The 16,693-nt window shown below is 67.8% G+C and carries 21 protein-coding genes; 16 read left to right on the top strand and 5 right to left on the bottom strand.

Annotated elements, in window-relative coordinates; translation table 11 throughout:
* Window positions 1-272: 272 nt before the first annotated feature.
* From ON32_RS23960 to ON32_RS23970, 3 genes are all read right to left on the bottom strand, one after another.
* A complete protein-coding gene (locus tag ON32_RS23960) occupies window positions 273-1,001 on the bottom strand; it encodes a hypothetical protein (protein WP_040793284.1) in 729 nt (242 codons plus the stop codon).
* A gap of 177 nt (window positions 1,002-1,178) precedes the next feature.
* Complete coding sequence (locus ON32_RS23965) at window positions 1,179-1,391, bottom strand: hypothetical protein (RefSeq protein WP_040793285.1); 213 nt, start codon at window positions 1,389-1,391, stop codon at window positions 1,179-1,181.
* Window positions 1,392-1,594: 203 nt separating this feature from the next.
* A complete protein-coding gene (locus ON32_RS23970; protein WP_157224321.1) occupies window positions 1,595-2,074 on the bottom strand; it encodes a hypothetical protein in 480 nt (159 codons plus the stop codon).
* Window positions 2,075-2,260: 186 nt separating this feature from the next.
* Here ON32_RS23970 and ON32_RS23975 point away from each other — a divergent pair, with 186 nt between their 5' ends.
* From ON32_RS23975 to ON32_RS24060, 16 genes are all read left to right on the top strand, one after another.
* The gene (locus ON32_RS23975) at window positions 2,261-2,590 is read left to right on the top strand and encodes a hypothetical protein (protein WP_040793287.1); all 330 of its coding nucleotides are present in this window, start codon (window positions 2,261-2,263) and stop codon (window positions 2,588-2,590) included.
* Window positions 2,590-2,946 (top strand): hypothetical protein, encoded by a 357-nt coding sequence (locus ON32_RS23980; protein WP_040793288.1) that lies wholly within the window; start codon window positions 2,590-2,592, stop codon window positions 2,944-2,946. The genes ON32_RS23975 and ON32_RS23980 overlap by 1 nt, the downstream gene beginning before the upstream one ends.
* Window positions 2,947-3,027: 81 nt before the next feature.
* Window positions 3,028-3,342, top strand: a complete 315-nt coding sequence (locus ON32_RS23985) for a hypothetical protein (RefSeq protein WP_040793289.1) — start codon at window positions 3,028-3,030, stop codon at window positions 3,340-3,342.
* The gene (locus ON32_RS23990; RefSeq protein WP_040793290.1) at window positions 3,339-3,608 is read left to right on the top strand and encodes a hypothetical protein; all 270 of its coding nucleotides are present in this window, start codon (window positions 3,339-3,341) and stop codon (window positions 3,606-3,608) included. The genes ON32_RS23985 and ON32_RS23990 overlap by 4 nt, the downstream gene beginning before the upstream one ends.
* Window positions 3,605-3,913, top strand: coding sequence for a hypothetical protein (locus ON32_RS23995; protein ID WP_040793291.1), 309 nt, complete (start codon window positions 3,605-3,607; stop codon window positions 3,911-3,913). Before ON32_RS23990 ends, ON32_RS23995 begins: the two co-directional genes overlap by 4 nt.
* A gap of 26 nt (window positions 3,914-3,939) precedes the next feature.
* The gene (locus tag ON32_RS24000) at window positions 3,940-4,206 is read left to right on the top strand and encodes a hypothetical protein (protein ID WP_040793292.1); all 267 of its coding nucleotides are present in this window, start codon (window positions 3,940-3,942) and stop codon (window positions 4,204-4,206) included.
* A 380-nt stretch (window positions 4,207-4,586) separates the two neighbouring features.
* Entirely contained in the window at window positions 4,587-5,669 is a 1,083-nt protein-coding gene (locus tag ON32_RS27330; RefSeq protein WP_051133622.1) for a hypothetical protein, read from the top strand.
* Between the two features lie 323 nt (window positions 5,670-5,992).
* Window positions 5,993-6,361 (top strand): hypothetical protein, encoded by a 369-nt coding sequence (locus tag ON32_RS24015; RefSeq protein WP_040793294.1) that lies wholly within the window; start codon window positions 5,993-5,995, stop codon window positions 6,359-6,361.
* A gap of 154 nt (window positions 6,362-6,515) precedes the next feature.
* Window positions 6,516-6,851 (top strand): hypothetical protein, encoded by a 336-nt coding sequence (locus tag ON32_RS24020; protein WP_040793295.1) that lies wholly within the window; start codon window positions 6,516-6,518, stop codon window positions 6,849-6,851.
* Window positions 6,852-7,014: 163 nt separating this feature from the next.
* Window positions 7,015-7,293: a hypothetical protein gene (locus ON32_RS24025; RefSeq protein WP_040793296.1), complete on the top strand. Its 279-nt coding sequence runs from the start codon at window positions 7,015-7,017 to the stop codon at window positions 7,291-7,293.
* A gap of 230 nt (window positions 7,294-7,523) precedes the next feature.
* On the top strand, window positions 7,524-8,768 hold the full coding sequence (locus ON32_RS24030; protein WP_051133623.1) for a helix-turn-helix domain-containing protein: 1,245 nt from the start codon (window positions 7,524-7,526) through the stop codon (window positions 8,766-8,768).
* 675 nt (window positions 8,769-9,443) lie between these two features.
* Window positions 9,444-11,009: an FtsK/SpoIIIE domain-containing protein gene (locus ON32_RS24040; RefSeq protein ID WP_157224322.1), complete on the top strand. Its 1,566-nt coding sequence runs from the start codon at window positions 9,444-9,446 to the stop codon at window positions 11,007-11,009.
* A gap of 37 nt (window positions 11,010-11,046) precedes the next feature.
* Window positions 11,047-11,382 (top strand): hypothetical protein, encoded by a 336-nt coding sequence (locus tag ON32_RS27335; protein WP_051133624.1) that lies wholly within the window; start codon window positions 11,047-11,049, stop codon window positions 11,380-11,382.
* The gene (locus tag ON32_RS24050) at window positions 11,382-12,602 is read left to right on the top strand and encodes a hypothetical protein (protein WP_051133625.1); all 1,221 of its coding nucleotides are present in this window, start codon (window positions 11,382-11,384) and stop codon (window positions 12,600-12,602) included. The genes ON32_RS27335 and ON32_RS24050 overlap by 1 nt, the downstream gene beginning before the upstream one ends.
* Before the next feature lie 12 nt (window positions 12,603-12,614).
* Entirely contained in the window at window positions 12,615-13,628 is a 1,014-nt protein-coding gene (locus tag ON32_RS27340; RefSeq protein ID WP_157224323.1) for a DUF8176 domain-containing protein, read from the top strand.
* 58 nt (window positions 13,629-13,686) lie between these two features.
* Entirely contained in the window at window positions 13,687-14,229 is a 543-nt protein-coding gene (locus ON32_RS24060) for a hypothetical protein (RefSeq protein ID WP_157224324.1), read from the top strand.
* 271 nt (window positions 14,230-14,500) lie between these two features.
* Here ON32_RS24060 and ON32_RS24065 read toward each other — a convergent pair whose 3' ends face one another.
* Both ON32_RS24065 and ON32_RS24070 read right to left on the bottom strand, forming a co-directional pair.
* Entirely contained in the window at window positions 14,501-16,321 is a 1,821-nt protein-coding gene (locus ON32_RS24065) for a serine/threonine-protein kinase (RefSeq protein WP_040793300.1), read from the bottom strand.
* Complete coding sequence (locus ON32_RS24070; protein ID WP_040793301.1) at window positions 16,318-16,683, bottom strand: hypothetical protein; 366 nt, start codon at window positions 16,681-16,683, stop codon at window positions 16,318-16,320. The genes ON32_RS24065 and ON32_RS24070 overlap by 4 nt, the downstream gene beginning before the upstream one ends.
* Window positions 16,684-16,693 lie beyond the last annotated feature (10 nt).

Raw genomic sequence — 16,693 nt, forward strand, 5'->3', positions numbered from 1 at the left:
CTCTTTCACTCCCCCACTCGGGTTCAATATCTTATGTTACGAGGTCAAACCCGAGTGGGGGAGTGAAAGAGTAACAGAATTGTTATGGAAGCTCACTTCGTGAGCTTGTCAAGTGGTAAAGTCTTACTCTCATAGTTAGAGTGTACACGCCAGCGCGAGATCTTGTCAAGCACCGATTTTCGTCCGGCGTGTACAGCTCATCTCGTTGGATGTTTCCCGCGGTAAGCCAAAGTTTCACTTTGGCAAGAGTTCGTGGTGTACTCTGGTTCGAGTCAGTTGGTTTCTTCCTCAGCAGACATGGCACGCATGGACAATTCTTCCTTGATGTCACTCTGCTCACGAGCGGCTGCGGCAAGAACTTTTATGATCTGATCTGTGACAAAATCCATATGCTTCAATCTCTCTTCACGTGGTTTGTCCATTCCTGCTGCGATTCGGATCAACACGCGAAACACAACCGAATCGGTAACACGCTTGGTTCTTGAGGTACCCGACTGCCGGCGCTTCAAGGCACGCTGCCTTCTCTGAAGCCTTTTGACTCCATCGATCATTCGGTCCAATCCGAGTCGATCGGACTCGGTAACACGGTAAGTGATTTGCTCATTGGTAACCATGAGTACCAGGGTTTCTGTGTCATACTCTGACCACTTGGAACCATCACTGCTCTGACTATCTTCCGAGCCACTCTCTCGTCGGTTCAGTTCTGCCTCGATCTCCCGGAGGTCTGAGTCTTCCTGCTCAATGCCTGCGTACAGGTTCTCGATGAACATCCGCTGATGGGCTTTGCGCTGTTCTTCATCTGCGATGTCATCGCCCAGAGCAAACCGAACAATACCCCGCAATGTCTCCGCGTTGTCCGTAGGTTTGTTCCGTTTGGCTGCTATCCCCCCAGTGAGATCGGACAGTGCTTCGACATCGAATGCCTTAAGGACCGCCGATGATGCCGTGAACTCTATGAGCTCCTGCAACTCCTCTGTGCTGATATTTTCCCATTTGTTCATTTTCCCTCTCCCTGATGCCTGCTTGTAGTGTCCATCTATTTGGACATCTTCCTGATTCTATGATAGTTGCACTAGTTCCATAAACCACTCTTCTACTCGCTGATCTGGCGGTGTCGTCCTACCGGACCGATTGCGAAACGCCGGAGGAACGATCACGAACCGGCTCTTTTTACCGCCTCAGCGGGCCGGTGGACGTCGATAACGGCTGTAGAGGTGGGCAACCACCATGGCAGCCGCGCCGGTCGCGAGCGTGACGATGACGTCGGCGTCGAGCCGGCGAACGCATTGCACGACGAACGGGACGGCCATGGCCACGCCGTCGAGAAGACCCAGGAATGCGAGGTGGTCGAGGGGGTTGGTTCGTCCGACGCGCCGGGTGATCGGTTTCATGAACCCATGATATCAAAAAATGTGGGAATGTGCGAACCTGTATTTGTGGGAATGTGGTTAAGTGGGAATCATTCCCGGGGGTGCGGCTCCCTCGGTCGAACCGGATCATGTACCCAACCGGTCGAATCGATACGCGACGGAAAAGGCGCGGGCCCGGTGCACCGAAGGGGTGCGCCGGGCCCGCGGGGTCCGAAGGGGTCGAATCACGGCGGAGACGGGAGTGGGGGGGCCGGGATCGGCTGGGGGTCGTCGGGATAGGTGACGGTACCGTCGCGGTGTACCACGAGGCGCCCGGCGCGCCATTCGCCGATGATCGCCATGAACAGGTGTTGGCGGGTCAGTTGACACCCCGGCGTGGAGAGCTCGTGTTTGAGCTGTCCGGCGTCGTCGGGCTGTAGGCGCACGTGGGCGATGAAGGCGTCGGGGTCGGCGCCGATGCTGGGGAGTGGGGGTCGGCCGGTGCGGTCGGGGTGGTGGTGCGGGTAGGTGACCCGGCCGTCGGGGTGTACCCGGAGGTGGCCGGCGCGCCATTCGCGAATACCGACGGTGAGCAGGTGTTGGCGGGTCAGACCGGCGCGGTCGAGCTGGTGGCCCAGTAGCTCGGCGTCGTCTTTGCGCATGCGGAAGTTCAGCGGTCGTGCCGTTTTCGTCGTCGGTCGGTCGGTCACCGGCTTTCTGCCCATGGGTCCAATCTTGGCACCATGGGGTCTGGTCGGGTGTGGCGTATGGGGTGAAGGAGAGTCGATTCCGGTCTGGCTCCGTCCCGAATAAATTGATATCATGAATCCATGGTATCAATTTATCCAGTGGGGTCGCCACCCACGACCCCCCCCGCATCCCCCCTCGATCCCGATGCCCCGATCCCGTGGGTGCCCACCGAGCTCGTCGTCAACGACGACGACCGTCGCGGCGCGCCGATCCTGCAGGTGCAGTGGGCCATTCTGCTGCCCGATCGGTCGCTGTGGCCGACCACGCAGAACCCGTGGGTGTTCCGGACGGCCGCGGTGGTCGATATCGCCAAGACGGTGCTCGCCGCGTTGGTGTCCGACGCCTTCGGCGCGGTGGGCTACCGGCCCGGTCTGGCCTGGCGGCAGGCGACCACCACGGTCCACGGCACCCACTACGGTCCGTGGCTGCACGGCCCGGGGCGGCCCATCGCCCTTGACTCCGTGGCCGAGGCGGGGGCGGAGGAGCTGTGATGTTCCGACGTCGCCGCCCCCTGCGCCAGCAGGTGCGGGATCTCACCGCGATCGTCGACGACATGATCGACCGGTGGCCCCGGGTCACCGGTACGTCCGCGACCGTGGATGGCGTCACCGGTGCGGTCTTCGGTCAGGACCTGGTCCTGTCGGCGTGGTCGTGTCGCAACCCCGGTCTCGGTCTGACGGTCGGGGAGGCCATGCAGATCCGCCGCCAGCACATGATGTGCCCGCCCGATGACCCGACGGTGTGCCGGATCAAACCGGCCGCCCTGCGGTTGCTCGCCGAGCGCGGCAAGGTCGTCCCGGCCGGTAAGGGGGTGATCGCGCCGATTTCCGCTTCCGCTTTCCGTTGATCAGCGATCCGAATCCGATGGGGCGCCGGGCGTACCCAACACGCCCGGCGCCCCTCGACATTATCGAGGAGACCCCCTCTCATGACACACGACAACGACTTCACGACCGAGGCGGTCGGCGCCGAGGCGCCGGCGGTGGCCGCGCTGGCCGATTCGGCCGCCAAGGCCCTGGCGGTGCTGTACGCCGCCACGGTCGCCGATGCGCCCACCTTGGCCCGTGCGGCTGAGGACCTGGCCGAGACCGCGTGCGTGGTGGCCGATCGGGTGACCGGCCCGCTGTGGGACGGCGCGCTGGATGCCGAGCTGCTGGCCGCGCTGGTGCTCGAGACCGTTCCCACGGACCTGTTGGACATCGCCGCGACCTACACCGAGGCCGCCGAGGAGGTTCGGTTATGACCGCGCCGACACCGCGCAGCGCGGGCGAGCTGGCCGCCGCGCTGGATGCGCACGTGAACGAGGTGACCGCCGCCGTGGCGGGGTTGGCCGAGGCGGCGCGGTTCGGGAACCTGTTCCGGGTGATATCCGCCGCCTGTGCGGTGCGGACCGCCGTCGACATCCTCATCGGTGACCTCCGCGCGGATGCGGTGGCCGGCCGCCTGGAGGGTCGTTTCCCGGCCCCGGAGACCGCCGATGCCCTCACGATGGCCGGAGGTGGCGAATGAGCCTGTACACCGAGCTGCGTGACGCACTGGCGGCGGTGTGGGAGCAGCGCATGCACGACGGCAACGGCGCGCGGGTGGCCACGGTGTTCCTGCACACCGTGCGAGAGGCCCACACCGCCGGAACCTCGTTCCCGTCGCGGGAGGTGCCCGAGCGTGTGTTGGACAAGGTGTTCGCTCCCGTCGAGGACGATCCGACCGCGGGGCTGCTGTGGGGGTTCGCCCTCACCGCGGTGACCGACATGGCCGCCGAGGCCGTGCGGATTCTGGCCGCACGGAAACGGGGCGTGGGCGGCGATGCGGCATGAGCGGTCGTCGGGATTCGCTGAGGGACATGACGGTCGAGACCGGTGCGCCGATATCGCATCGCTTCGGTGCCGATCCCGCCCATCGGGCCGAGGGGCGCACGGTGCGGTGGACGCAGATCCCCCCGTCGCGGAGCGTCTCGTGTGACGAATGTTTCGCGGTGCAGTACGAGACGAACGGCGTTTACCGGCGTCGGGCCCGGGCCCGGTACCGGCGCACCGTGGCCGGTGCGGCGCTGTTGCTGTGCGCGTGGCACCGTGCGGCTTGGCAAGATCGCGACCGACACGGGGCGTAAGCCCAGTTGGAAGGCCATAACCGCCGTCGTGGATACCGTTCCGCGACGGCGGTTTTGGCGTGTAGGCTCGAGGCTCGAATGGACCTGAACAGGGGTGTGTCGCTCACCGGCGCCGAAGGCGCGGTGTGATGGGCTCGACACCGTCTGTGGGCAGACAAGACGAAAGCCCGGCCTCTCGTTATCGGGACCAATCGAATCGAGAGACCGGGCACCAAACCCGAATCGGGGCGCTCGCACCGAGGGGGGTCGGCACGTTCGCGTGTACGAGGATACAGGCTGGCGGTGACATCTCCACACCGCCGCCGTCGTGTCCGCGCGTTCGAGACCTTCCCCGCCCGTCGAGCGGCGCCGATTCCCGAGTGGAACGGACAGCTACACACGTGGACATCATTCGCGCCGACGACGATGTGACCAGCGGGTTTGTCATCACGACGAACGAGGTGGCCCAAAACGGCGCCCTGTCGCTGCGGGCGCGTGGCCTGCATCAATTGATTCGATCGTTTCCGCCGGGGTGGCGGTGTACGGCCGACGAGGTGGCTCAGAGGTGGGCCACCGAGGGGCGTGATGCGGTGCGTGCGGCGATGGCCGAGCTCGAGCGCGCGCGGCTGGTGCGGCGGGAGAAGTACCGCGACGAGGGCGGTAGGTGGCGCACCAATCTCACGGTCTACGCCCGGCCGCAATCGGGTCCGGCCGAGGACGTCGGCGCCGATCCGGTCACCGAGCACCCTGCCGCGCCGGATTCCCCACCTCTGGGAAGTTTCCCAAAGGTGGGAAGATTGGTGGCCAAAACCGCAGGTCGGGACCAGGACGGAAAACCAGGCGTCGGAAAACCAGGCGTCGGAAAACCAGGCGTTATAAACAAAACGGAGATAAAGACGGAGATAAAGGCAGGCAGGCAGGTAACGGATCTCACTAGCGCCGCCGCGCCGAACGCGGCCGAGGCCGCGCCTGCCTGCCTGCCTGTCGATGTCTCGAATACCGACCGGAACCGCGGCCGGCGCCGGGGTGAGCACGACACCGCGCCGGCGGCGCCGGATTCGGCCGGGGCGGCACTGCTGGCCCGGTTGCCGGAACGGCTGGCCACGCCACAGGTGATCCGTCAGCACCACCGGGCGGTGAGTGCTCTGCTCGCCGGCGGGTGGTCGGCCGATGCGCTGTACCGGCGCCTGTGCGCCGAGTGCGACGGACAGGCCGGTCCGGGTCGGCTGGTCCGGGCCATTCGCGACACTCCCCCGGCGCCGCCGGTGCGGGTGGTCGGGCCGACCTTGGTGGTGCACGATTCGGGACCGAGGTCGGCGAAAAAGGTGGCCGCCCCCGACTCGCCGGCGAAACGGGCCGCGCTCGAGGCGGCACGTTCGGCCGGCCGGCGGGGCACTGTGCGCAACAGCGCCCGAAAAACCCTGCCAGATTTGCGCAGGACGGCCGATCGGGGTGAATCCGGTATCTCGGCTACCTCGGCATGAAAACGTGGCTCAGAATCGAAATCAGCGCCGAAAGGGAGGGATTCGGGTGGTGGATGTCGCGTCGACGGAGGTGCCGCGGTCCTATGCCGATGGGGGGCCGTTGATCCCGCCGCGTACCGGTGTCGCGGTGGTCGGCGTGTGCGGTCATGTGCGGATTCACCGGTGTGTGGGGTGCGGGGTGTGTACGGCGTGCCCGGGGCGGGTGTGCCGGTGCGGTCCGGCCGAAAGCGATTGACGGGCACGGCCCGATGATCTCGTTGTAGATTCGTCTACATTCTCGGTGTAGACTGTTCTACAAACCCGAGAGAAGAACGGAGCACACCATGCCCGACACCGACACCGACACCGATATCGCCTGCCGAATCGGCCCCGACTGGGGCACCCTCACCCCGGCGCAGCGGGACCGACTCACCCGCTTGGACGCCGATCTGGCCACCCGAAAGCCGATCCTGGGCATCGAGCTGCGGACCGCGGCGGTGCGCGCGGTCGTGCGGTGGTGGCGCGGTGAGATCACCCTCGAGGACGCCGGGGCGGTGCTGGCCGACGCGCGGCGGGAGGAGGAGCGCGCCCGCGCCGTGGTCCGCGCTCTGGGGGTATCGGCCCTCGGCGAGGGGAGGTCGCAGAGCGGCACCGCGGCTGCGCTCGGTATCGACCGTATGGCCCTGCTCAAGTGGGCCGGTCTGCGGGATTGACGACCCCGGTACGCCCGTCCGGTCGGGGGTGGGCGTACCGGAGTGTGGGCGGCGTGGCGATGGGGGAAGGGGGCGACACGAGATCATCTGTAGACAGATCTACAATCTTGCTGTAGAGTGATCTACAGAACGGAACGAGGACAGGAGCCCCGAAATGAGCAAGACCGCCGCCCGCATCTCCGCTGTCGCGACCACCAAAACCGCCAAGGCCGCCCACGGCGTGGGCATCGCCGACATCACCGTCACCGGCCGCGCATTCAAGGCCGCCGATCGTGCTGCCCGCGCCGCCCACGGCGTGGGCATCGCCGACCTCTCCCTCGATGAGGCCGCGGCGCTGCTGGCCGCCCAAACCGGCGCCATCGTCCCGAGCATCGCGGACCTCTTCGCCGAATTGGGCGTCACCACCACGGCGGAGCTGACCGTACGAGTGGAGTCCCTGTGGCAGATGCTCACCGGCGCCGCCCCGATGGTGGTGCGGTGGCGGCGGTGAACCCGGGCGACGCTCGCCGAGAAACGGCCGGTCACGCGGAATGCGGGCCGGCCGTTTCGATTTTCTCGCCGCCTTCATTTCGCAATATCCGTTCCTGGTGTAGACAGATCTACAATCTTGTTGTAGAGTGGTCTACAGAACGAAACGAGGAGAGGGTAGGACAATGACCAACAACATCGAACTCTTCAAAGAACTTCAGGCCCGCACCATCGACGACGCCGCCTATTACGTCGGCGGCAACTACGTCGCCCTCGGCTCCGATTCCTGGCAAGACGTTCTCGATGCCGCGGTGAAAGCCATCAACAGCATCGGCCGGGGGCGCCCCGATCGGGACAGCCTCGCCATCCTGGCCACCACCGCCCGCGAGGCGGCCGACGGATACACCGCGGAATTCGCCGCGAACCTGCGCCGCATCGCCGAGATCGCCGACGCGCTCGCCTGACCCCAACCCCCACCGGCGGGCCGGAACATCGGCACCATGCCCCGCCCCCGCCCCCGCCCCCGCATCCGGGGAAACGCGATGGCCGGGCAGATCCGCGCCACCGCTGCCCGACCGGCGGTTCCGCCTGTCGGTGCCGCCGACCGCCGTCGCCTGAACCGCATCCCGAAACCGAAACGGTGGGTCGGTAGCGTGGGTGGCGGTCGAGCGCGCCCGTGTCGAGAGGTGTCGTGATGAGCGTTTTCGATGTCCCCGATATGCCGCCCAACGAGGTAGGTCGGCGACTGCGTGAGATCCGGGCCTGGCGCGGACAGAGTCTCCAGGTCACCGCCGGGCTGGCCGGTATCAGCTACGGATATCTGGGCAAGCTCGAACGGGGGGAGAAACCGGTGTCCAATCGGCGCACCCTCGAGGCCCTGGCACGGGCCTTGCAGGTGTCGCCGGCCGAATTCCACACCGCGCCGTGGGCGGGCTCGCCGCCGGATGCCACCGAGGCCGCCCGCCGTGGCCTGGCCGCGGTGGAGTACGCCCTCGACGCCCACGAACTGGGTGACGATCCCGAATGCCCGGTCCGGGACTGGCCGCAGATCGCCGCGGACCTCGACCGGCTCGCTCATCTGACCTACGGCACATCCGACTATGCCGAACAGATCGAGTTGGTGCCCCGGCTGTTGGCCGAGTTGCATGCTGTCCACGCCCGGGTGCCGACCCGACGTCGGGATGCATTGGTGGGGTTGATCGTCTGCTATTCGTCGGCGGTGTGGACGACCAAGCGGCTCGGCGGGCGTGGTCTGCCGCTGCTGGCCGCTCGCGCGGCCGGGCAGTGTGCCGAGGAGTTGGAGTCCCCGGCCTGGCGTGGGTATGCCGCGTGGTTGCGCGGGGATGCCACGGGTGGGTTGAGTCGTCCGGAGCAGTATCGGCGTGCGATACGTACCGCCGACGAGCTACGCCCGTATCTCGATGATGCCGAGGTGGTGCAGGCGTCGGGGATGTTGCATCTGTCGGCGGCGTTGGCGTGTGCGGTGCAAGGGGATCGCGACGCCGCGACCGGTCATCTGGCCGAGGCCGAGGCCCTGGCCACGCGGTTGGATACCGAGGTGGGCACCTTCGGGCACATGTGGTTCGGCACGGCGAATGTGGGTGTGTGGCGGGTGTGCATCGGGCACGAGCTCGGTGACGGGGCGCGTATCGCCGAACAGGCGCGCACGGTGAACGTGGCCGCGCTGCCCAGTCTCTCGCGGCAGGCCGAGTTCCATATGGAGGTCGGGCGCGCCCTGCTCACCGATCCTCGGCGTCGGGACGAGGGGGTGCAGATGCTGCTCGCTGCCGAACGGTGCGCCCCGCAGCGATTCTATGCCGATGTGTTCGTACGTGAGGCCGTGGCCGATCATTTGCGTGCCGCGCGTCGTGATGCCGGGGGGCGGCATCTGCGGGGGTTGGCCTACCGGCTCCGCCTTGCCCCGGAGTTGGCTCCCTGACACGGGTTTTCGTCGTGCGTCCTGCCGTTTGTCCCTTCTGGGACAAAATTCGGCGCCTCGGCCGTTCATGCTCGATGCCGAGCCCCGGCGCCGGGTGATGTGCCCAACCCCGGCGCCGGGTGCGACCCATATCGGAAGCGGTGAGGCGACGGGGTTGGGTGATCTTCCGCAGCGGTCGAAAGTGGTGGTGCGCGTCGATTTCGGCGCCGGGTGTCACAGTGTGCGCTACAGCGCCGAGCCTGAGGTGGTGGCCCGGTTCGTCGCCGCGTTGGCGGTGTGGAATCCCGGTTATCGCGTGTACGAAGTCCCCGGCCCGGTGACCGATGTGCGACCGCTGCCGGGCGGCAAGTGGTTCGATGCCGAAGCAACTGGAACCGAACGCCTCTCGGTTGCGTCTGACTCGGTGTGGACGAAACGAGGACAGGGGCAGGCATGGCAGCAGTCGAGCCGGTCCGGCCGTACGGGGCGGGGGGTCCGTTGATCCCGACGCCGGGTCCGCGGCGCGTGGAGCGCGGGCGCCTGTTGATGCATCGGTGTCGCGGGTGCGAGGTGTGTGCGGCGTGTTCGGGGCGGGTGTGTCGGTGCGGCCGGAAGCGATTGACAGCGCTGGTCGTTGCCGGGTTTCGGTATGCGATGGGGTGGTTCCGACCACCGATAAATTGATACCATGAGTTCATGATTTCAGAATTTGCGCCGCTCGCCCTCACCGGCGGGCCTGCAATAGGTATCGCGACCGTCTATCAGATGGCGCGCAGGTACGGAATGACAATGTATTGGAGAATCGGCGACAAGGACGTGCGCGCCAACGTGCGTCGCGCCGCGCACATCAAACGGACCTGGGATCGCACGATGCGCCGTCACAAACTGGTGGTCGTCGACGAGATGCCCACCTTCGGCGAACGGGTGGGCGGCGGCCACACCAAGGCGCCGAATCCGCGCTTCATCGTGCCGAAGGTGCACGATGTCTACGCCGACCCCTACGGGGTGACCATACGCGTGGAGGCCGTCGACGGAGTGGGCGCCGAAGAGTTCCGCAGGCGCGCCAAAAACCTGTCGGACGTGTGGAAGATGCGGGATCTGCAAATCGTCGACCTGGTGGACACCGACCCGGGTTTCTTCCAGGTGCGAGCGCTGGTCAACGACCCGATGACCATCGTCGAGCACATGCCGATGCCGGATCGGCTCGGCGCCGATCTACCCGAGGACCAGAAGCACAAGGCGCTGCACCGATTGCGGCTGGGACGCGGGCAGGACGGCGAGGATGTCTTCTTGAAGCTCAAGGAGAACAACTCGACCACCGTGTTCGGCGCCTCCGGATTCGGTAAGACCAACTGCCTTCAGTACTGGGTGTGCCAACTGGCGCCGAGCCCGGAGGTGCAGATGGTCGGCGCCAACGGCAAGGCGACCCGGGAGTCCTTCGGTGATTTCCGGGCGCTGGCGCCCCGGTTCTCCCACCTGAGCAGCGGCGACCCGTGGGATGTGAACCAGTTGCTGCGTGGCCTCGAGACCGAGATGATGCGCCGCCTCAACAACATGCATAAATGGTGGGGCGTCGATCAATTCTGGCAGCACGGACCCACCGTCGATGTGCCGTTCATCGCGGCATTCATGGACGAATGTCAGGAGTATCTGACCACCGACGTCAAGCCGGTCAGCGACGACAACAAGCTGCTGATCGGGATCATCGCCGAGAACGTCGAGCTGGCCAAACGGTTGCAGAAGATGGGGCGCGCGGCCGGTATCTGGCTGATCTGGGCCACGCAGAAGGGCACCGGGGACGCCATCCCGACCGCCATCCGCGACGTGGCCCCCTACGCGATCAGCTTCCCCTCCCGTAGCCGCGCCATGGAGGTGGCCGCGCTCGGCGAGGAGATCTCGGAATACCCCGACATGTCCACCCGCAAGATCCTCAAGGACAAATACCGCGGCGTGGGCACCATCAAAACCGACGGACAGGGCGGCTACGTCCGATTCAAGGTGCCATTGGTCGATGTCGAGATGGCCGCCGCCATCTGCGAGTCCACCTCGAAATACGTGCGCGAGATTCCGGGACTGGCATCGGCGGGCGTCTACAGCACCCGCGTTCCCGATTCGCCGGCCGAGCTGGTCGGCAAGCCCGCCGGCAAACCCGCAGGCCCCACCACTCACCGCCCACGCGGTGGCGGCCGGTCCAATCGCCGCGGCGGCGCTCGCGGCGCACGCGGAGCGAACCGACGCGCCGGCGGTGAATCCGATGCCTGACCTGTCGCCGATCACACCGTTTCGACAAGGGGGACCTGTGTCCGAACAATCCGAACAACATGTCCGGTTCGACCCGGACGCCGCCGCGATGTACACCGCCGCGTCGGCGCGTATCGCCGAGCTGCTCGACACTGCCGCCGGCCATTCCGAGACCGCGGCGGAGGTGGACCTGTCGGCCGGATTGGGAGTCCTGGGCGCCGATTTCGCGGCGGCCTTCGCCGCGGCGATGGCCACCCAGGCGCGCACCGTGCGCCTGGCGCTGGGCCTGGTCAACGGCTACGCCGCCACCGTGGCCGCCGCCGGTGCGGCACTTGCCGACACCGACGCGCAGACCGCGACCGCTCTGAACACCGCCGCGGCGGAGGTGCTCTGATGCGCTCGAATCCGCATGTCACACCGGCGGCAGCCGCGCCGGACCCGGCCGACCCGCCGCTCGTGGCCGCGCTGATCGCGCCGTTGCTCGAGCTGCGCGGCGCGCTCGGGGACGGGGTGATGCCGACGGAGCTGGTCGAGGCGTTGAAAGCGGCGGCCGACGCCACCGTGGCCGCAGATGTGCCGGCGTCCTCGGCGCTGTATGCGCTCGAGTCCACCGGTACCGCCACCGCCGGGGTACCGGTGATCCGCCGTACCGCCACCGAGGTCTCGGCGCTGGCCGACCACTACGGCGCGCTGTCACGGCTGTTGGGCGACGCCTACGCCACCCGGGGCACCGCCGCCGCCGCGCTGGACGCGATCATCGCCGGATTCCGCCACGAGGCGCGCACGATGGTCGCCACCGCGACCTCGCAGGCCGATGTCGACGCCATCGTGGGTAAGGCCGCAAAAGCGCTGGGCGAGGGCGTGAGCGTGGTCAACGCTGCCCGCGCGGAGATGGACGATCACCGCCGCCGCGCGGTGGAATACGACCAGGGGCCTACCGCGCCGAGGGTTACCGTGCCCGGAAATTGGCAGATTCACGACGGGCGGCTCGTGGCTCCCGGGACCGCCCCGTACACCGCCACCGAGCCCGGGGTGGGCGCACCCCAACCGGTGGTGACCGATCCGGCGACAGCCGCTCAGATCGCCCTGCAGAACGCGCTGATCCAAGGCGGTGTCGCCCTGGGTACTGCCGCGATCGACGGGGCCGTGACGGTCGGCACCAAGATGGTCGACGGAATAGTGCAGGTGGCCACGCACGGGGTGGACACCGCCGCGAAACTGGCCGAGGAAGGCCTGTCCACCTGGGCCTCTTCCGCCACCGGAACCGAGGGCCCCGGCGCCGGCGTGAGCGGCCTCGAGGGGCTGGGCACCGGCCCCGGCGGCGACAAACCCGCCCCGCCGGCTTCGCCCGCCGGCGGCCTGTTCGCCGGCCTCGGGGGCCCCGCCCGCCCGGAGCCCCCGCACACCGACACCCCGCCCGACCCCGCCCCGGCGCCCGCGCCGAAGACCAAGCCCGCGCCGCCGGCCTCGCCGCAACCTCCCGCAGCACCACCACCCCCGCCCCCGTCGGGTGCGGTGGTGCCCCCCGCCGCGCGCCCGGAATCCGGCGAGCAGTCCCGGCCGCGCCGCACCACGCAACCGGGGATGACCCTTACCCCCGGACAGACCCAGTAGAGGTGAATGACCATGACCAACCCGTGGGACCGCGATATCGACGTACCGGAGGAGGTGTTGGCCGACTACACCGGCCGCGACCTCGGCACCCGCGACGAGGACCAGGACCAGGAGGCGGCGGCGCCGGCGAATGTGTTCGAGCTTCCCGGCCTGCCCGCCTACACCGCCCTGGCCGAGAACGTGGGCGCCGTCGACGACGCGAAACCCGTCCCCGTCCCCGAGGTCGAGACCGACAAGTTCACCGGCGATTGGGACGCATGGGTCGATCCCGCCGCCGGAGCCGATGCCTCGACCTCCGCCACCGAGACATCCTCGGCGAGCGGAACCGGCAAATGGGTGGTGCCCGACTACGACGATCCGGTGGCTATGGCGGCGTTTCGGGATCGCACCGGGGACAGCGCCGGTGCGGGGGTGCGTCGCCTGCCCGATCAGCGGGTGCGGGTCGGTGGCAGCGGGCCGCGCTGGCTGCGCGGTCTGCTGGGTGCCGCTGCGCTCGCCGGTGTGGTGGGCGTGGTCGGGGTCGTGGTGTGGGTCAACGTGCGGGCCGCCGAGCGCGGCCAAACCGTCCCCGGAGCGGCCGATGCCTCGGCGGGTGCGGTCTCGCCGGCGGCGGCCACCGCCGCGTCGGGCATGTGGGAGCACGCCACCGGCACTTGCCGCCGCACCGTGACCGAGTCGGTTGTCATCGGCGCCGATCCCGGCGACACCGGCAGCGGGCCGGGCGTGATCCAGGCGATCGAATGGGCCTACTACGTGGATCGGTCGGCCACGGCGGTACGGGCGTTGACGACCCCGGACGCGCTGGTACCCGATGCGGGCACCATACAGGCCGGTATCGACTCCTACCCCGCCGGGGTCCGCTATTGCGTGACCATCACCGCCGCCGACACCGACGGCCGTAGGTGGGATGTGCAGATCCAGCAGCAAAAACCCGGTGAGGACGAGCCCTCGATTATCGATCAGGTGATTACGACCACCACCGGCCCGGACGGGCGGACACTGGTCACCGGTATCCGGCCCCGGTAGCACCACAATCCCACTGATACACAAATGTGGGAATGTGGGAATGTGGTAAAGTGGGTTTATGACGACGATGACGGAGGACACCATGACCACTCCCACCCTCGGCGCGGGATACCTCGCCACCGTGGACGGCTACGCCATTCCCGACCCCGAAAGCGACGACACCACCACCCCGGCCCGGTTCACCACCGCCGCCGAGGCCGCCGCCAGCGCCGAGGCCGCCGCCACCGACGCCGCGAACTGGTTCGGCCTGCCCGACGTCACCACCGCCGCGGTGCCCGCCACCGACTACGTCCCCCCGGCCGCATCGCCGGCCCCCGCACCGCTGACCCCGGCCGACCTGGATCAACTGGACAAACAGTTTCCGGCCCCGCCCACCCGCATCAGCCACACATTCGCCATCCGCATGGCCGACGGTGAGCTGTACTGCTCGGAAACCGACCGCGCCAACGACCGGCCCTACACCGTGTGGACCGACCGCGCCGAGGCCGAGACCGCCGCCGCCGGACTCACCACCCAGGCCAAGACCCTCGGCCTGGTCCGCGCCCGGTTCGACGTGGTCACCCGCGCCACCGTGACCGCCGTGACCGCCTGGCACCTCTGAAACACCACCCCACCCGCAGCACCCCGGCGAGTCCAGAACGCCGGGGTGCTGCGCTCTCGGCACGCGAAACGGCCGGGCCCGCACACCGCGGGCCCGGCCGTTGTTCGTTCGGAAACCCCCTACCGCCCGAAACGACCCCGGTGCGGCCCCCGGCGGGTCCAGTCCGCCGGGGACCACCGAACATTGTCCACCATGAGCATGAGAACGCCCCGGCGGACTGGACCCGCCGGGGCGTTCTCCTGTGGACGAAACGGATAAGGGCGTGGAGGGGCTACCCCTCCTTCCGCAGCAACGGGGTCACCTTGGCCAACCGCCGGGCCTCCTGCGCCTCACGGGCCTCGATCTCCTCGGCCTTGGCGATCCAATCGCTGGCACTGCGGTGGTGCACGTACTTCGCGCCGGCCTTCTTGTCACGGTCGTAGATCTGCCATCCCGTCATCGGGGGAGTGACGCTACGGCTGGTGATCAGAATCCGCGCCACGTCGCCCACGTCGTACTTACGCGGCTTGCACTCGTCGTACACCTTCGACGCCAACGCCCACAGATAGGCGTGCTCGGTGTTTGCCGGGTCCACCGTAGAGCGCGCCGCGTCCACCCCTACGGTGTGCAGCACACCAGAGGGGCGCGGTGCTCCGGTAGCGGTCGCCTCGTCGCCGTCCACGGTTCGAGGGCCTACGGCGGCCACCCCGGCATACGGTTCGCCTACGGTAGACACCCCCTCGCCGCTACGGTTGACGACCGGCGCCGCCGCCGGGACACCGGTCGCGGAAGCGATACCGGAGTCCGCGACCACACCCGCGGCCGTATCCGGCGCTACGGTACCGACGCCGTAGTCCACGCCGTAGTCGAAACCGGCATCGGCGCCGGCGACCTTTGCCGGCTTCGCCGCCGAGTCATCGGCGCCGGTCAACGGGGTCTCGGCGAAATCGCCGGCGCCCCGGGTCGCCGCTTCGGGCCCACCGGTGGCCTCGGTGTCCTCACTCGCGGCGGTCGGCCGCTCGATGTCCACGGTCGTCGTGGAGTCGACGCCACCACCCTGCGGGTCTACGGTTTCACGTCCGGTCGCGTACGGTACGGCTACGGTTACCGGCTCGGCCAGGGCGGTGGCGCCTACGGTTGGATGCCCCGTTTCGTCGTCCCGATTCCCCCTCCGACCCCCCGGGGCTACGCCATACCGCAGAGCCCGGCCTACGGTAGTGGCCGCCGAGAGTCCGCCGGAGTCGCTACCGTAGCGCTCGCCTACGGTAGCGCCTACGGTAGCGGCTACGGTAGCGCCGCCTACGGTAGCGGCCTGGCGTAGCTCGGCGTCGAGCTCGGCGACCGTAGCGTGGGCCTTTGCCATCGCCCGGGAGAAAGCCTCCGACACCGGGGTGTGCAACAGCACCGCCACCGTCATCATCCCCGGCGGTATCGCATGCACCGCCGCTTGACCCCAATCGTCATCGGCGACGTACTTGCCGACATTGAGCGCGATCGAGGTCGCCAACAGCGCCACCTCCGCAGGGATGGCCCAGGTCTTGTCCAGCTCCTCACCCCATTCGTGGGTGCTCATGCGCGTGGCCATCAACCCCAACAGGATCAGGGACACCGTGGCCTCGAAGAAGAACCCCGCCCACCACCGAATAGTGGTCATCTCGGCATCACCGGCGATATTGCGCTGCACGGTGGTGGCCGAGATGAGCACACAGGCCACCACCACACCGGCGAAAATGTAGGTGACGCCGGTCCTCCACCGGTGCAAGCGGGCCATCCGCGCCCGCGGGTCGACACTGCGCCGCTGAAGAGCCATGGCCTTACGCGCGACGCGCATATCGTCGTGGTCGGCGGCCTGTAGCTCGGCGGCCAATGCCAGGTCGGCGTCGGCGGCCTTGTTCTCGGCCTCCGCTATACGCCACTGCCGGCGCAGCTCCAGATCCCGCATACGCTCGGCGAGTTCCCGCCGGCGGGTCAATTCGTCATCCGAAGGCGCATTCACCAGCGCCTCGAGGGCGGTACCGTCCAGCAGCTCTCGGCGCTTACGCGCATGCTCGAGCCGCACCTCCAGCGCCGCCGGATCGATCTCCGGCTCGGCGGTGGTTTTCTTATCTTTCATTCCCCCGGGTCCTTTCTCTCCTTGTTCACCGTGGCGAGGAATTCGGCCACGTCGGGGTACTCGGCGGCCAACGCTTGACGCGGGTCGTCGATGTCGTGGTGTTTGAAGCGCGATTCGGCGATCAGCCCCTCCAGAGACGCCAGGAGCGGCGGATAACCGGCGAGCGCCTCGAGCACTATGGTCTTGATCGACTTGTTGGTCTTCCCCTTGGTCGTCTGCATCAGCCGTTGCAACCCCGGCGGGATGTCCACGGTCAACCGCGTCGGCTTGGCCGCACCCTGGGGACTCTCGGACACCTTCGGTGCGCCGCGCTCGAACTCGGCCAACGGATCGCCGATCGAGGGCGTCCTCTTCTTCGACATGGGTGTTCCT

The sequence above is a fragment of the Nocardia paucivorans NBRC 100373 genome (genome assembly GCF_000308675.1).
Taxonomy (GTDB): Bacteria; Actinomycetota; Actinomycetes; order Mycobacteriales; family Mycobacteriaceae; genus Nocardia; species Nocardia paucivorans.

Excerpts from the sequence above, each read along its gene's own strand:
- ON32_RS24015 (WP_040793294.1), top strand. The coding sequence starts at position 5,993 with ATGCCCGACACCGACACCGACACCGATATCGCCTGCCGAATCGGCCCC.
- ON32_RS24000 (WP_040793292.1), top strand. The coding sequence starts at position 3,940 with ATGACGGTCGAGACCGGTGCGCCGATATCGCATCGCTTCGGTGCCGAT.
- ON32_RS24070 (WP_040793301.1), bottom strand. The coding sequence starts at position 16,683 with ATGTCGAAGAAGAGGACGCCCTCGATCGGCGATCCGTTGGCCGAGTTC.
- ON32_RS23995 (WP_040793291.1), top strand. The coding sequence starts at position 3,605 with ATGAGCCTGTACACCGAGCTGCGTGACGCACTGGCGGCGGTGTGGGAG.
- ON32_RS23990 (WP_040793290.1), top strand. The coding sequence starts at position 3,339 with ATGACCGCGCCGACACCGCGCAGCGCGGGCGAGCTGGCCGCCGCGCTG.
- ON32_RS23965 (WP_040793285.1), bottom strand. The coding sequence starts at position 1,391 with ATGAAACCGATCACCCGGCGCGTCGGACGAACCAACCCCCTCGACCAC.
- ON32_RS23970 (WP_157224321.1), bottom strand. The coding sequence starts at position 2,074 with ATGGGCAGAAAGCCGGTGACCGACCGACCGACGACGAAAACGGCACGA.
- ON32_RS23960 (WP_040793284.1), bottom strand. The coding sequence starts at position 1,001 with ATGAACAAATGGGAAAATATCAGCACAGAGGAGTTGCAGGAGCTCATA.
- ON32_RS24060 (WP_157224324.1), top strand. The coding sequence starts at position 13,687 with ATGACGACGATGACGGAGGACACCATGACCACTCCCACCCTCGGCGCG.
- ON32_RS24065 (WP_040793300.1), bottom strand. The coding sequence starts at position 16,321 with ATGAAAGATAAGAAAACCACCGCCGAGCCGGAGATCGATCCGGCGGCG.
- ON32_RS24050 (WP_051133625.1), top strand. The coding sequence starts at position 11,382 with ATGCGCTCGAATCCGCATGTCACACCGGCGGCAGCCGCGCCGGACCCG.
- ON32_RS24040 (WP_157224322.1), top strand. The coding sequence starts at position 9,444 with ATGATTTCAGAATTTGCGCCGCTCGCCCTCACCGGCGGGCCTGCAATA.
- ON32_RS24025 (WP_040793296.1), top strand. The coding sequence starts at position 7,015 with ATGACCAACAACATCGAACTCTTCAAAGAACTTCAGGCCCGCACCATC.
- ON32_RS23985 (WP_040793289.1), top strand. The coding sequence starts at position 3,028 with ATGACACACGACAACGACTTCACGACCGAGGCGGTCGGCGCCGAGGCG.
- ON32_RS24020 (WP_040793295.1), top strand. The coding sequence starts at position 6,516 with ATGAGCAAGACCGCCGCCCGCATCTCCGCTGTCGCGACCACCAAAACC.
- ON32_RS23980 (WP_040793288.1), top strand. The coding sequence starts at position 2,590 with ATGTTCCGACGTCGCCGCCCCCTGCGCCAGCAGGTGCGGGATCTCACC.
- ON32_RS24030 (WP_051133623.1), top strand. The coding sequence starts at position 7,524 with ATGAGCGTTTTCGATGTCCCCGATATGCCGCCCAACGAGGTAGGTCGG.
- ON32_RS27340 (WP_157224323.1), top strand. The coding sequence starts at position 12,615 with ATGACCAACCCGTGGGACCGCGATATCGACGTACCGGAGGAGGTGTTG.